15 protein-coding genes are annotated in these 13869 nt (G+C 56.4%); 5 read left to right on the plus strand and 10 right to left on the minus strand.

Annotation, left to right across the window (positions count from 1 at the left end; all coding sequences use genetic code 11):
* Positions 1–41 precede the first annotated feature (41 nt).
* The 3 genes from RAK1035_RS19560 (at position 42) to RAK1035_RS19570 (ending at position 1066) form a co-directional block, all read left to right on the plus strand.
* Positions 42–293: a hypothetical protein gene (locus RAK1035_RS19560; RefSeq protein WP_153218141.1), complete on the plus strand. Its 252-nt coding sequence runs from the start codon at positions 42–44 to the stop codon at positions 291–293.
* A gap of 124 nt (positions 294–417) precedes the next feature.
* The gene (locus RAK1035_RS19565; RefSeq protein WP_008282967.1) at positions 418–675 is read left to right on the plus strand and encodes a helix-turn-helix domain-containing protein; all 258 of its coding nucleotides are present in this window, start codon (positions 418–420) and stop codon (positions 673–675) included.
* Between the two features lie 166 nt (positions 676–841).
* A complete protein-coding gene (locus RAK1035_RS19570; protein ID WP_008282968.1) occupies positions 842–1066 on the plus strand; it encodes a hypothetical protein in 225 nt (74 codons plus the stop codon).
* Positions 1067–1169: 103 nt separating this feature from the next.
* Here the strand turns inward: RAK1035_RS19570 and RAK1035_RS19575 are convergent, their stop codons facing one another.
* The 6 genes from RAK1035_RS19575 to RAK1035_RS19600 form a co-directional block, all read right to left on the minus strand.
* Positions 1170–1925, minus strand: coding sequence for a hypothetical protein (locus RAK1035_RS19575; protein WP_085976983.1), 756 nt, complete (start codon positions 1923–1925; stop codon positions 1170–1172).
* A gap of 434 nt (positions 1926–2359) precedes the next feature.
* Positions 2360–3304 carry a cation diffusion facilitator family transporter gene (locus tag RAK1035_RS19580; protein ID WP_008282971.1) on the minus strand — a complete coding sequence of 315 codons (945 nt, stop codon included), beginning with the start codon at positions 3302–3304 and terminating at the stop codon, positions 2360–2362.
* Entirely contained in the window at positions 3294–4064 is a 771-nt protein-coding gene (locus RAK1035_RS19585; RefSeq protein ID WP_008282972.1) for a transglutaminase-like domain-containing protein, read from the minus strand. The genes RAK1035_RS19580 and RAK1035_RS19585 overlap by 11 nt, the downstream gene beginning before the upstream one ends.
* A 93-nt stretch (positions 4065–4157) precedes the next feature.
* Complete coding sequence (locus tag RAK1035_RS19590; RefSeq protein WP_008282973.1) at positions 4158–4892, minus strand: cytochrome c biogenesis CcdA family protein; 735 nt, start codon at positions 4890–4892, stop codon at positions 4158–4160.
* Between the two features lie 79 nt (positions 4893–4971).
* Positions 4972–5298: a YnfA family protein gene (locus RAK1035_RS19595; RefSeq protein WP_008282974.1), complete on the minus strand. Its 327-nt coding sequence runs from the start codon at positions 5296–5298 to the stop codon at positions 4972–4974.
* A 1-nt stretch (position 5299) separates the two neighbouring features.
* Positions 5300–5728: a MerR family transcriptional regulator gene (locus tag RAK1035_RS19600; RefSeq protein ID WP_008282975.1), complete on the minus strand. Its 429-nt coding sequence runs from the start codon at positions 5726–5728 to the stop codon at positions 5300–5302.
* Between the two features lie 573 nt (positions 5729–6301).
* On the opposite strand from RAK1035_RS19600, the gene RAK1035_RS19610 reads away from it, so the two are divergent.
* Positions 6302–8404: a protein-disulfide reductase DsbD family protein gene (locus tag RAK1035_RS19610; RefSeq protein ID WP_008282976.1), complete on the plus strand. Its 2103-nt coding sequence runs from the start codon at positions 6302–6304 to the stop codon at positions 8402–8404.
* Positions 8405–8503: 99 nt separating this feature from the next.
* On the opposite strand, the gene ccmI is transcribed toward RAK1035_RS19610, so the two are convergent.
* The 4 genes from ccmI to RAK1035_RS19630 are packed head-to-tail and all read right to left on the minus strand — an operon-like array spanning position 8504 to position 12681.
* Positions 8504–9655 carry a c-type cytochrome biogenesis protein CcmI gene (gene ccmI, locus RAK1035_RS19615; protein ID WP_008282977.1) on the minus strand — a complete coding sequence of 384 codons (1152 nt, stop codon included), beginning with the start codon at positions 9653–9655 and terminating at the stop codon, positions 8504–8506.
* The gene (locus tag RAK1035_RS19620) at positions 9652–10137 is read right to left on the minus strand and encodes a cytochrome c-type biogenesis protein (protein WP_008282978.1); all 486 of its coding nucleotides are present in this window, start codon (positions 10135–10137) and stop codon (positions 9652–9654) included. The genes ccmI and RAK1035_RS19620 overlap by 4 nt, the downstream gene beginning before the upstream one ends.
* Positions 10134–10685: a DsbE family thiol:disulfide interchange protein gene (locus RAK1035_RS19625; protein WP_027263707.1), complete on the minus strand. Its 552-nt coding sequence runs from the start codon at positions 10683–10685 to the stop codon at positions 10134–10136. Before RAK1035_RS19625 ends, RAK1035_RS19620 begins: the two co-directional genes overlap by 4 nt.
* Before the next feature lie 4 nt (positions 10686–10689).
* The gene (locus RAK1035_RS19630) at positions 10690–12681 is read right to left on the minus strand and encodes a heme lyase CcmF/NrfE family subunit (RefSeq protein ID WP_008282980.1); all 1992 of its coding nucleotides are present in this window, start codon (positions 12679–12681) and stop codon (positions 10690–10692) included.
* Positions 12682–13299: 618 nt separating this feature from the next.
* On the opposite strand from RAK1035_RS19630, the gene RAK1035_RS19635 reads away from it, so the two are divergent.
* Positions 13300–13866 (plus strand): SCO family protein, encoded by a 567-nt coding sequence (locus tag RAK1035_RS19635; RefSeq protein WP_008282981.1) that lies wholly within the window; start codon positions 13300–13302, stop codon positions 13864–13866.
* The last annotated feature ends 3 nt before the right edge of the window (positions 13867–13869 follow it).

Raw genomic sequence — 13869 nt, forward strand, 5'->3', positions numbered from 1 at the left:
TGAGAAACCCAAGGTTGACATGCCTGCTCCCATTGCAAGCTATAGTCCTTCTGATCTGCGTTCCCGGGCCGGTTTTGGCGGAATCCTGCTTTGCGCCATCCCGTCCTTTCCTGCCAAGCGATTCGCAGGCAGCGCGGGACTATGCAGACATCATCCGTGGCGATTTCGAAGACTACATCCAGGATATCCAGAGCTACTTCCGTTGCCTCGACAGCGAACGCGCCCGCGCCTTCGAGGAAGCGCGCGAAGTCAGCGAGGACTATGGCCGGTTCCTGCAATTGGTAGGGGATTGATGGGCAACCTCGGGAGCATCAGACTTGCAGCCCATGGAAACCAGACGCCGATAACACCCTCAAATATCTACTTTTTAGATAACAGATTTCATCCGCTAGCGACGTCACAAAAGGTATGTGACGCGTGGCAAAGACAATCAGAAGCACGGGACAGGTGGCGCTCTGCCAAGCATTGGTCGACGCGCGTAAAAGCGCAGGCTTGGGCCAGGACGACTTGGCGGACAGGCTCAAGTGCCATCAATCTCTCGTGGCGCGCATTGAAAGCGGCCAGCGCCGGGTCGACGTCGTCGAGCTGGTCGTCCTTGCGCGCGCCATCGGCTTTGACCCCTTCGAGGTTTTGGCGATCGTTGAAGCCGCCACGGAGCCCGACCACAGGATTTGAACCATTTCATCTTTCGAGAACACGGGAGCTGACTTCTCCCGGTGTGAATTCGTTACCGCGAGGACGAACAGTAACCGATTTTAACGAGGCCCGGCACACGGTTGCAGCAAACGCTTTGGATCTGAGCTGCTATCCGCAACGCCAAATTGCAGGAAGTCAGTAAACAGTGAACGAAAATGAGGTCGAAGGCGTCGCGATCGCCAATTTGATTGCAACCGATGAAGAAACCATTGTCGGCTGGGTATATCGCTGGAACACAGGTGCTCTGGCAATCCGGTGGGACATCCATGGCCCGCAGCGTGTCTCAAAGATTTACCCGGAGCTCTGCGATGCGGATAAAGCCGAAATTGACTTCGCGTCTCTCATGCAGCTGCCCTGTCGCAACGACTGACATGGTAGAATATGGCCTTTATGGCCCTCGATTGTGTGAGTGTGCCTGCGTTGCAGGTTTGATTTCGTACAAGGCCCTGCGCGACTTCGCTGCGGCTCAATAGTCAGTAATTGACCTGCTCAAAACCGTAATTCCCGCTATAGTCACGCCACTCAACGAAGACGGATCTGTGATAAATGCTCGGGCAGTGCTCGCCCCATCGCTCGAGACCGGCATGCGCATCAGGAAGCGCTGCGGGTGACGACACCCTCCAAGAAAAATCGCCCTGGATCCCGTAGGTGCCGAGGACAACGGCGGCGCTGCGGTTGCAGTCGCCATCTCGCCCGGATTCGTGCTGGCGGGCATAACGAACGTCAAAGACGCGGATGGAACGCACGAAGTTGAATTCCGGCCCGCTGATATCGATGTCGGCGCGGTCTTTTACGAGCTGGAGGGCGTAATCAGCCCTTACGAGGTTGTCCCAAGCCGCGTTGGAGCCTTTGCGCCCAAGCATCCCGCCTGCCCTGGCTGCCTGATCGAAGAGCGGGGTTGAAGAGTTTGGAGGGGTTCCTGAATCACCATATAGGGCATCGAAGATCCGGTCCGCGGGCCGCGATCTAGCAGGTCCATCGTAAGACGCACCCATCGGGCAGCGCCAAATCTGAAGCGGCGGCTCCACCGGCCATGGAGTTATGCGCCGGATGAACTCGGCCCGTGCGCGGGCGCAGGGCACGGAAGCTGGCCATCCACCGGACAAACACAGCAGGATGGCACAATCGATCTGATAGGTTTGGGCGCGTGCTTGTGTCGGAACTGTTGGGCCGGTCAAGGCGAGAGCTAAAAAGGCCGCCAGAGGGAGGTTTTTGAATTCGAAACGCATGGCAAGGACCCTTGACAATCTTCACCCAGCATACCTACGAAAATATACTATTGCAACAATGATGATGCGTGTTGCGGTTGCGGCGGTCAGCAAGATCGCGAGGTGACCGAGCCGCCCGTCGTCATCCGCCACGTTCCGCGCTGCGCCAATCCCACGGCATGTCAAAGCGTCCGAGCCATCTCGATCGTCAAATGAGTCTCGAATTGCCCTTAAATCGGTTCTACCTAAATCTGTTTGGCGAATAGGACGCATTCGGGCTCTCAGCAGTTCTGCAACGGCTCAGAAGCAGACGGAACCTTGAAGGCTTCGAACCTCGTGAGTTCGAGGACCAGGCCAGGCTGGCTTGAAGCAGGCCGTGCACCCGTTTCAGGTCGCTGTCGCTTAGCTTGCACTCGCAATCGACGTCGATCACACCTTCATGACCTCTCACAAGCTCAGTGAAAACGGTTCTCCTCCTCTTCAGGCTTGCCGTGACCGTAGAGGTCGGCGTTTTCGTGTGCGCGGTCTTCGTGTTCGAACTCCAGGCTGGAATGGGCGATGTTGAAGTCCTCCTTCAGCCGGTCCTTGATCGCTGCCTTGATCTTTTCGATTTTACCCCAGCCGCCCGCTGTCAGCACCACGTGGCAGTCCAGCGCCGCCTTGTGCTCCTCCATCTGCCACAGATGCACGTGGTGAACGTCCGCTACACCATCGACGCTCCGCAGCGCCTCAACGACGGCTGCATTGTCGATGTCGGGTGGGCTGCCGAGCATCAGGGTTCTGATCGGACCGCCAATCTCAGTGAAAGCCAGATAGAGGATGTAAAGGGCAATGCCGATGGTGATTGCGGGATCGACCCATCGCATGTCGTAGAGGATGATCAGGGACCCTCCAATGATGACTGCCACAGAGGCCAAAGCGTCCGACAGGTTGTGCAGGAAAAGCGCACGGATGTTCACACTGCCTTTCTGCATCGAATAGGTGAGCAGCGCCGTCAACGTGTCGACGACGAGTGCCACACCGCCCAGGATCACCACCGTCCAACCAGCGACCTCGGGCGGGTCGATCATCCGCATGCCACCCTCATAGATCAGGTAGAAACCGATCAGGATCAGGGTCGTGTAGTTGATGAGTGCCGCGACGATTTCAATCCGACCATAGCCGAATGTCATGCGTTCATCGGCGGGTCGTCTGGCGATTTTGCGCGCAACGAACGCGATCACCAGTGACGCCATGTCCGAAAAATTGTGTAGGGCATCTGCGATCAGCGCCAGGCTGCCGGAAAGGATGCCGCCAACGATCTGCGCGACGGTCAGAAGCCCGTTGGCCCAGATTGCGATGGAGACCCTACGATCACCTGATTCAGGATCAATGTGGGTATGGCCATGATCATGCGGCACGGTTGTTCTCCTCATGGCTGTGGTTCGGTCGACTGAGACCAGGGACCTTTGGCAACATTCCACGACGGATGCGGCGAACCCGGGCATTCATCCAGTGACGGATGACGTGGCGATAGAGAAAGTCACGCGCAAATCCGAAGTTCTGACTATATTTCAAATAAAAGTCATCGGGCGCATCAAAGGTTCCAAAATCACGAACGATACCGGTTTTCTGAATATAAGTGCTGCCGCCGTTCCAACTGACTGGTGGCGCACTCAGGCAATCCGTTCCAGCGCCGTAGCCGCAAAGGCTTTCTGTTTCGCTGAATTCCTTCTGAAGCGACTGCAGGAAGGGGGCGTCCAGAATGAAGCCTTCGAGATTGATCCAGCCCTCTTCTGTTTCGACTTCGACCCACGAGTGCAGAATTTCGGACGGTGCGAGGGGGTAGACCAATTCGGGCACCACGCCACGCTGCAGGGCCTTGTGGATGGTGAAGCCGTGCAGTCGGCAGCGGATGCCTACGCTGCGCAGCAGTGCCATGAGAAGCGTCCCTTTCGTGTTGCACTGCCCGTAGCCGTCGGTCAGCACCGCAGAGGCGGGAATGTCGTCGACGCGGTTGTAGCCGAACGCAATCACGTTCCGGACAAAGTCATAAACCGCGCCAATCCGGTCGACACGGGCAAGGTCATGCCAGCCACGATCTCGTACCAGGTTCGAGATTGAGGGCGAGTCAAAATCCAGCAGTCTTGTTGCGGTTAAATAGGAATCGGTGGGTGCCACAGGGTCTCTCCTCGAATCGTTCACGAGGAGTCTTAATCTCTACAGTGACTAGAGAGACAAGCCTTTTCTCAAATGTTACTTTCGATCACAGCTCTATCCGATAGTGCCAAGGGCCGGGAAGGTTTCGAGCAGCCAGAAGGCAAGGCGGCTGATCTGACCTGTCATCACGCCGATACCCATCAGCACCATCAGTCCGCCCGATATACGATAGAGCCATCGACCAGCCGCACCGATCCGCTTTAGCCTGCCTGCAATCTCGTTGGTGAAGAGCGCTATGATTAGAAACGGCAGTCCAAGCCCTGCGGAGTAGATTGCCAGCAAGGCCATCCCGTCCGCTCCAGATGTCGCGCTTACTGCCAGGATCGACCCAAGCACAGGGCCTATGCAGGGCGTCCAGCCAAAGGCAAAGGCAAGACCCAAAAGGTAGGCTCCAACGGCGCTGCCGCCGTCAACTTTTACGTCGGGCCTCGTGTCACGCATCATTGCGGGGATCTTGATCGCGCCCATCATGACAAGTCCGAACAAGACGATCAAGAAGCCACCCGCAAGCCCGAGTTCGTATTTCCAGCGCAAGAGCATCCCGCCCAAAAGACTTGCCCCGGCCCCGAGCGCCACGAAGACTGTCGAAAACCCGAGCACGAACCACAAACTCAGGACCACGCTGCGCGCCCGTTCGGCAATGCTGCGCGCCGCCCCGGATTTCGCGGCGGGCTGTCCCGCGATGTAAGAGACGTAGCCAGGTGCAAGAGGCAAGACGCAAGGCGACAGAAAGGATATAGCGCCACCCAGAAAAGCCGCGACGATTCCAACACCTGAGATTTCGAACATTCAATTCCTGCCTTGCTTTAGCCTGTGAAACGCGCACCGTTGTAAAAGCTAAAGCTACTGTAGGAGCAATGCCGTTTTATTACGCTCCGCGGGGTGCCGCGAGGATGATGGCAGCACCCAACAAGCATACAGTGGTGCCGAGCAGATCCCACCTGTCCGGCCGGTGCCCTTCGGCGAGCCACATCCAGAGAATGGACGCGGCAATATAGATCCCACCATAGGCGGCAAAGGCGCGTCCCGCAGCCACAGTGTCGACCTGAGCCAGAAGCCAGCCGAACGCCACCAGCGCCGCCACACCGGGGACAAGCCAAAGTGGGGACGCGCCAAGACGCCACCATGCCCAGATGGCAAAGCATCCGGCGATCTCAGCCAAGGCCGCGAGCGGATAGACGAGCACTGCGGTCATCTCAGGCGCCGATCTCGTCGTGGTCCGTCAGGCACTCGGAATGGTCGCGCAACACCTCCAGCACACGGCAATCGGCCGTGTGCCCGCCGCTGCATTCGTGCACCATCCTCTGCAATTCTGTCCGAAGGGCTTCAAGTCGGGCCATACGTTGCTCAACCTGCTTGAGTTGTCGGCGAGCGATGGCATCGGCCTCCGCGCACGACTTGTCTGGATGATCGCTCAGATCAAGAAGCTCACGGATTGCGTCCAGCGAGAACCCGAGTTGCCGCGCATGCCGGACGAAAGACAAGCGGTCAAGCTCACTATCTCCATAGCGCCGCTGACCGCCAGCCGATCGCCCGGGCTCGGGCAGGAGTCCGATCTGCTCGTAATAGCGGATCGTCTGCACCTTCGTCCCGGTCCTTTTTGCCAAAGTGCCGATTGTGAGCATATCACCTCTCCAAACTATCTACAGCCCGTGTAGCTTTAAGCGTTTTTTTGCACAAGTTCCGCTCGGCATCTCACAGGTCAGTGAACATCGCTCTTTCATCCAGAATAGGTCTTGAACCTACAGTAGCTAGAGGGTGTAAACGCGCCTAAAATATAGAATCAAATTCGGGCGGAGCGGCGTGCGGCTATCAGGTCTTCAGAAAGTACTACGGGTTTTGGCGGGTGTGGCGGCGCTCGTTTTCATCTGGTCGTTGTTGTGGTGCGACTATTTTGTCGCCCAGCATCGGGTCTCGACGGGCGCACTATCGTAAGTATCGTGAACAGACAAAAAAGGACTAACCTTGAAACGGCGCTAGCCTGAGAGCGCGACACCATGGAGAGCGGGTCCAGCTTGCGTTCGACGCGGAAAAACGACTGTTTTGTAGGAAGCCCAGACGAGCATCGCTGTCGCCTAGTTGGTCGGAGTCTTGGCTCTGCCCACTGTTTGAGGGGTCGACGCCGTCACAAAGGCGTTCGGGACTAGCACGTTGCTGTAACTTCCCGAGACTGAGCGCGAAGAAAAAGAGGTCAGAATATGCGTACAACCTTGGCAGGGTATCAGGGATTGCTTATCAGTCTCGCACTCTTTCTTGTTTTTGTGGCAAGCCCTGTTCGCGCCTTGGAATCCAATGCGTATCGTTCCGAAGTTCTGACGGCACGTTTGATCGTCGCGGAAGCAGGAATCGCCCCAGGATCGCAGTTCCTTTCGGCGGGTTTGAAGATTGAACTGGAGGAAGGATGGAAAGCGTACTGGCGGTCGCCAGGCGAGGTTGGCCTGCCGCCAGAGATCGATTGGGAGGGGTCCACAAACCTTGAATCCGTCGACATGCTTTGGCCCGCACCCACGCGTTTCCGCGCCTTCGGAATTGAAAATTTCGGCTATGCCAAACAAGTAATATTTCCATTGCAGTTGCGGCTTGCGAACTCTGATAGAGCGGCCGAGCTGAAGGGACTCGTCGATCTGCTGATCTGCTCCAATGTGTGCATTCCGGAAAGGTTTGAATTGACACTCCCTGTGCCATTGGGAACGGGCGTCGATGCGAAAGCCGCGACCGATATCGCGACATGGGCCGCTCGCGTACCTGTTGCAGGGCCAGAAAGTGCAATAGCGGTCTCGGGCGCATCGCTGAAGCAGGATCAGGCATTGGTTGTTCAAATGACGCGGCCTTCTGGCTGGAACAATCCCGATCTTTTTCCAGAGTTTGGTGCAGGCTCTGCATTCGGCGCACCCGACATCCGCCTTACAAGTGATCGCACCGGTCTCTGGGCAAGTATCCCGATTCTCGCGTTAAGCGAGGAACAAACCTCCCTTCGAATTACGGTCGTAGACGAGGGTGTCGCGGTTACATTCGATGATGTGAACACTACCGACGTTGTACCTGCGCCACCTTACGCATCCGAGACCAGCCAAGATAGGGGTCAGTTTTTCCCGATTCTCTTGCTGTCCTTCCTGGGAGGGTTGATACTGAACGCAATGCCATGCGTCTTGCCAGTTCTATCGATTAAGTTCGGGTCGGCGCTCCGAATGAAGAATCGCTCCCTTTCACAATTGCGCGCGGGATTTCTCGCTACGGCTGTGGGAACTGTTGCTTTTATGTGGGTGCTGGCCTTGGCGGTCATAGCGCTGCAGACGCTCGGATATGCCGTTGGATGGGGTGTGCAGTTTCAGAATGCATATTTCCTAATTGCACTCATTCTCGTTGTCGGACTCTTTGCGGCAAATTTGTTTGGAGTTTTTGAAATTTCTTTGCCCAGCAGCTGGATGGTTAGGCTATCTGGCCGCTTTGGGCGGGGGTATGCCGAAGACTTCTCCACCGGCGCTCTGGCTGCGATACTTGCAACGCCTTGTTCAGCCCCGTTGCTGGGGACAGCCATTGCCTTCGCCCTTTCTGGCACGACAGGCGATATACTTGCGGTTTTCACAGCGATGGGGATTGGGCTTGCACTGCCATATATTCTGGTTGCCGCTTGGCCTGGTTTCCTGTCTCGACTGCCCAAACCGGGACCCTGGATGATAAGCGTGAAGATCGTTCTCGGATTGCTGCTTGCCGGAACCGTTGCATGGCTATGCTGGGTCTTGATTGGTGTGACGTCGCCAACTCTCACAGGCCTGGTGCTGCTGGGTCTTGGGCTCATCGTACTGGCGGCGAGAGCCTATCAGGTTCAGCCTCGTAACGGTTTGCTGTGGGGAATGACTGCGGTTTTGGGCATGACGTTGGCGGCCCCTGCACTGCTGCCAAAAAGCTCCGATGATGTAACAGCCTCGATCACTTCTTACTGGGTCGAGTTCGACCGGTCCCGGATCGCGCGTGAAGTGTCGCAGGGCAAAACTGTCTTCGTGGACGTTACTGCGGATTGGTGCATCACTTGTAAAGCAAACAAAACCCTGGTCCTGGATCGTGAACCAGTTTTGGGAGCACTTGGCGAGGAAGGCGTGATTGCGATGCGCGCGGATTGGACGCGACCGGACGCGAAAATCCAATCCTATCTCGAGGCGCACGGCAGATACGCAATTCCGCTCAACATCGTCTACGGTCCAGATGCTCCTGAAGGTATCATTTTATCTGAACTACTATCTGCGGATGCCGTTCTCGAAGCACTGTCGGCTGCCAATCTCAGCGCTGTCCGAAAACGATGACATAGTGCCGTTGCATTGCTCAAGGGAGGCAGAACCTACAGTGGTTTAGTTTCAGGTGAAAGGAAAGCTGTTATGTATCTGAGACCACGCGGCCCCAATTTATTTGTTGATCCGATCCAATCGGGCCGTGGCGGCGGCACGCATAGGGTCGGTTTCCGGAAGGCTTTCGGCCAAGGTGCGCGCATTGTCGGCGGCGTTCTGGGCAGCATCAAAGTCACCCAATACACTGTACGCCTCCGCAAGCCGAAGCCATCCTTCAAGATTGTCTTGGTCATCCAACAATCGCGCCGCCAAGCGGTCAACCATGGAGCGGACGAAAGCGCTGCGTTCCTCGACCGACATGTCCTGAGCGGCCTCGATATCGGCCGCACCGGGGCTACGCGCGTCCCGAGAGTCCGGAAAGAAATCAGCTAGGGTGACAGGGCTCTCTCCAACCTGTTCCCCCAATCGGTTGGCGACAGACAGGAAAAGTTCCATCCACGGATAGGCGCGATCCGCTCTCTTGAGGCGCTCGATCAAAAGCGTCCTCGCTTCATCTGGAACCCCGTCCTGTTCGAGGATCCGGGCTCTATAGAAAATTGGGCCTGGATCATCGGGGGCCATCTCCGATGCGCGTTCGATCACGCTTTCCGCTTGCGGCGTCACGATCCCGTTCTCGGCTGCGATCAAGGCCTCGGCATATAGCAATAGGGTTGAGATATCTGCATTGTCGCGGACAGTGACGCGTTCGAATGCATCGGCGGCATCATCGTAACGAGCCATACGCATATAGGTCTGACCGAGCAGAACCCAACCATCACTTGGTCCACCAGACTCGTCTGCTTCAAGCCGGGTTTTTAGTCTCTGGGTCAACTCTGAGAGGTTTGCGGCTTCCTGGGTTTCAGATGCGCGAGACGCCAGAGGCTGGCTTTCGATCTGTGGCGAGCCGATTTGAGAATACAGAGCGAAGGCTACCAATGGCGTGGCAATGGCGGACGCGAAGATGGTGCTTCGCCCACTTGCGCGCGACGATTCACGTGTCGCAAGCCGACCGGCAGCCAGAATGCGGCGTTTGATTTCAACCCTGGCCGCGTCGGCCTCGGTAACGGATATCAGATTCCGCTCTTGATCAGTATCAATTTCGGAAAGCTGATCCTTGAGGATAACCAACGCTCCATCCTTTCTGTTCAGGACTTCACCCGTTCGATAGAGACCGGACAAGAACAGAAGGACAGTGATGGATGCCATCGCGCCTAACACCAACCAAATCATGGGTCTCTCCGTCCTTCATTTTCATGAAAAATGGCTTCGAACTCACGCTCTTCATCGGGGCTCAGTGGATCAGCAGTGCCATCAAGAACGGCCCTGCTTCGGTACCTGATTGTGACAAAGACAACGCCAATCCCAACGGCAAAAAGAACCGCTGGTCCGAACCACAACAGATACGTGGCGGGTTTCAGTCGCGGCCTGAACAGGACGAAGTCACCATATCGATCTACGAAAAACGCAATGATCTCGTCATTTGTTTCACCTGCAATCAGACGTTCGCGCAGCAAGGTGCGCATCGTTCGGGCAACACCCGCATTTGAGCTATCGATATCCTGATTCTGGCAGACAACGCAGCGTAGCTGCTTTGAGAGCTCCCGGGCGCGCGACTCAAGCACCGGATCATCCAGCAACTCATCTGGCTCCACAGCCCATGCCGCGGTTGTTGCGGAAAGCATCAGCACCAGTGAATAGAGCCAACTCTTCATGATTGACCACCTGCTGCGGCCAACGCAGCACGAATTTCATCCTGTGCCTCTGGCGTCACAATGGGACCAACGTAGCGATAGACTACGATACCGTTCGCATCGATCACAAACGTCTCAGGCACCCCCGAAATACCCCATTCGATACCGACCCGGCCCTCGCTGTCTGATCCGATCCTCTCATAGGGGTTGCCAAGCTCCTCCAGCCAGTTTGCGGCATCTGCTGGTTTGTCCATGTAGTTAATCCCCATCAGCCGAACACCGTCCTGTTCAACAAGCCTGGTTAGCACCGCATGCTCAGCACGACAGGGCACGCACCATGAAGCGAATACATTGACCAAAACCGGCTCGCCAATGCTACGAAGGGCTGCGGCCGACAGTCCGGGGGTCTGCGTGCTCTCTACCGGTGGAAGCTCAAAATCCGGAACTGGTTCGGAGACCAAAGCGGAAGGAATTGCGTTAGGATCTCGGTCTGGGTTGAGCCCCCAGAACAAAAATCCACCCAAGACCACTGCGACCAGCGCTGGCATCGCGAGAAGGATTTTCTTCATCATATCATTCCGCCGGTTGAAGCGCTGACGACCGGCTTTTTGGCGACGGCGCACCCACCCGCAATCTGCGGTCCGATAGCGAAAGGGACCCGCCAAGCACCAGCATCGTCGCTCCGATCCATATCCAATTAACCAGTGGTTCGTAGAGAATGCGCAAATTCCACTGGCCCGACGCCTTTTCGGTCGCAGGCTCACTGATGGTGACGTAGAGATCACCTCTGAGCGTTGATCGGATTGCAGATTCGGTTGTGGACGTCCCCGCAACTGGATAGTTTCTGCGCTCCGGACGAAGAAGCGTAATCTCCCGTCCATCTTTCAAGACGCGAAGCTGGCCTTGTTGTGCGATGTAGTTTGGACCACGCAACCGTTCGACACCGTCGAATATTACCTCAAAACCGGCGATTTCCACGGTCGTCCCCGGTTCTGCGAAAAGAACACGTTCTTCCTTCCAGGCTGTGGAACCTACAAACCCAAGCACAAGCATTGCAACGCCAAGATGCGCGAGCGTCATACCGTGCGCAGCGCGCGGCAAGTTCCGCGCGCGACGCAGCGACTGTGAAAGGGGTAAATCAAAGAGCTTGATGCGCAACGCCCATTCGCGCAACGTTGCAACAAAAACCCAGGCTGCAATCCCTATTGAGACCACTGCAAGCAGGGGCCCGTCTGTCTGAAGGTACCAAACGATCCCCGCAACACCAATCGCGATACCAAAAACCAAACGCAGCCGCTGCCAGATACCGGGAAGATCGGCCCGTTTCCAAGACAGGAATGGGCCAATTCCCATGATGATGACTAGCGGCAGCATGAAAGGGATAAACGTCGCGTTGAAATACGGTGGTCCTACAGAGATCTTTTCATCAGTCACCGCTTCCACAAACAACGGATAGAGTGTTCCAAAAAGGACGGTCGCCGTTGCGGTCGCGAGCAGAAGGTTGTTGAGCAAAAGCCCCGCCTCGCGGCTAATCGGCCGAAATACGCCACCCGATCCAAGCTGAGGCGCGCGCCATGCGTAAAGTGTCAGTGAGCCGACAATGGTTACGCCAAGAAGGCCGAGAATGTACACGCCGCGCGCCGGGTCGACCGCGAACGCGTGAACGGATGTCAAAATGCCGGATCGGACGATAAATGTCCCCAGAAGTGACAGTGAAAAGGTCAGGATGGCCAAAAGAATGGTCCAGCTTTTGAACGTGTCCCGCTTTTCCGTGACGATAGCGGAGTGCAGGAGTGCCGTACCCAGCAGCCATGGCATGAAGGATGCGTTTTCCACCGGGTCCCAAAACCACCAGCCGCCCCAGCCAAGTTCGTAATAGGCCCACCAAGAGCCGAGTGCGATCCCCGCAGTGAGGCTGATCCAGGCCGTCAGAGTCCAAGGCCGCACCCAACGCGCCCATGCGGGATCCACCCGACCCTCTATCAGAGCCGCGACCGCGAAGGAGAAGACGATCGAGAAGCCGACATACCCAAAATACAAGAGCGGGGGATGCATCGCCAACCCGATGTCCTGCAGCAGAGGATTAAGGTCTGTGCCATCCAGAGGCGGCGGAAACACCCGCTCGAACGGATTGGATGTAAAGAGCATGAAGCTCAGGAAACCGACGCTGATCCAGGCTTGAACGGATAGAGTTCGCGCTTTGAGACCAACCGGAATGTTTCTGCCCAGCAGCGCGACCCCAGCCCCGAAAAGTACGAGAATAAAGGTCCAGAGAACTAGAGACCCTTCGTGGCTGCCCCAAGTGCCGGCAACCTTGAAGATCATCGGCTTCAGAGAGTGGGAATTTTCAACCACGTTTCGAACCGTGAAATCACTGACAACAAAGGAGCGCATGAGCGCGCCAAACGCAATTGCAACTAACGTCACCTGAAGCACCGCTGTTGTCTTTGCACTTTCCATCCAAAGCACGCGTCCCGTGCTTGCTCCGACAATTGGCAAGATGCTTTGAACAATCGCGACGGCAAGCGCGAGGGTAAGGGCGAATTGTCCGATCTCAGGTGTCATTTTGCGTCCTCCTGAGTAGCGCTTCTGCATCCGAGCCGGACAAGGTTTCCGCATCGGGATAGTTCAGCATGTTCATCGTCCATTCTAGTGAGATCATATCGCGACATTCTCCACTTTCCGCCTGTGTTCGCTTCTGTGAATCGCAACCGAGTTGGGGTTGGGCGGAAAACCGAATGGGATGAAGTTCTTTGCGCGTGCATGCCGTGAGCAGGATCCGACAGTTGATTCGCGTCCTTTGTAGTTCCTGTAGTCGCTGTAGGTTCAAGCGTTATTTTAGACTGATACCTTAAAAAATGACCCATGCTTGCAGTGCATCTGCGTAGCAGCTTTGTATCTGCAGGCCCGGTTTCCGCAGGCGTCGGATTTAGCGGAAATTGCCGTTGCCTTCCCTTGATGGCCACCTGCAGGGTCAGACGAAGCAGCGAAACATTGAGTGACGGCAGGTTTTGAAGCGCTGAATAGAGAGCATTAGCTTCACAGGTGCGTGACGTGCTGCCGCAGGGCAAGAATCACGCTTGAACCTACAGTAGCTAGAGGGTGTAAACGCGCTTAAAATATAGAATCAAATTCGGGCGGAGCGGCGTGAAGCTTTCAGGTCTTCAAAAAGTGCTATGGGTATTGGCGGGCGTCGCGGCGCTCGTTTTCATCTGGCTGTTACTGTGGGCGGACTACCGCGCCGATATTTCCCAAGCCGAGACCGAACCACCTTTCCTTGCGCAGTTCGAACTGACGGACCATATGGGCATGATCCGCACCGAAGAGGACTTTGCGGGTCGCTGGATGCTTGTGTTCTTCGGGTTCGCCAATTGCCCAGATGTCTGCCCGACGACGCTTGCAGAGGTGGCGGCGGTCATGGATGGACTTGGCGAGGATGCCGCAAAAGTGCAGCCGATCTTCATCTCGATTGATCCCGAACGCGATACGCCAATGGCTCTTGCCGACTTTGTGCCGCGCTTTGATGCAGGCATCATCGGTCTGACCGGAACATCCGATCAGATCGCTGAGACCGCTGAAACCTTTCCGATCTACTTCGAACGGATCGAAGAGGCCAGCGCGCCGGATGGCTATACAATGGGGCACACATCGCACCTGTTCCTTTTTGATCCGCAGGCGGGCTTCGCCGATTCCTGGCCCTACGGCACACCCGCCGAAGAGATCCTTGCGGATCTGAGAGAGAGGATCTGATCG

The sequence above is a fragment of the Roseovarius sp. AK1035 genome (assembly GCF_003288315.1).
In the GTDB taxonomy this organism is placed as follows: Bacteria; Pseudomonadota; Alphaproteobacteria; order Rhodobacterales; family Rhodobacteraceae; genus Roseovarius; species Roseovarius mucosus_A.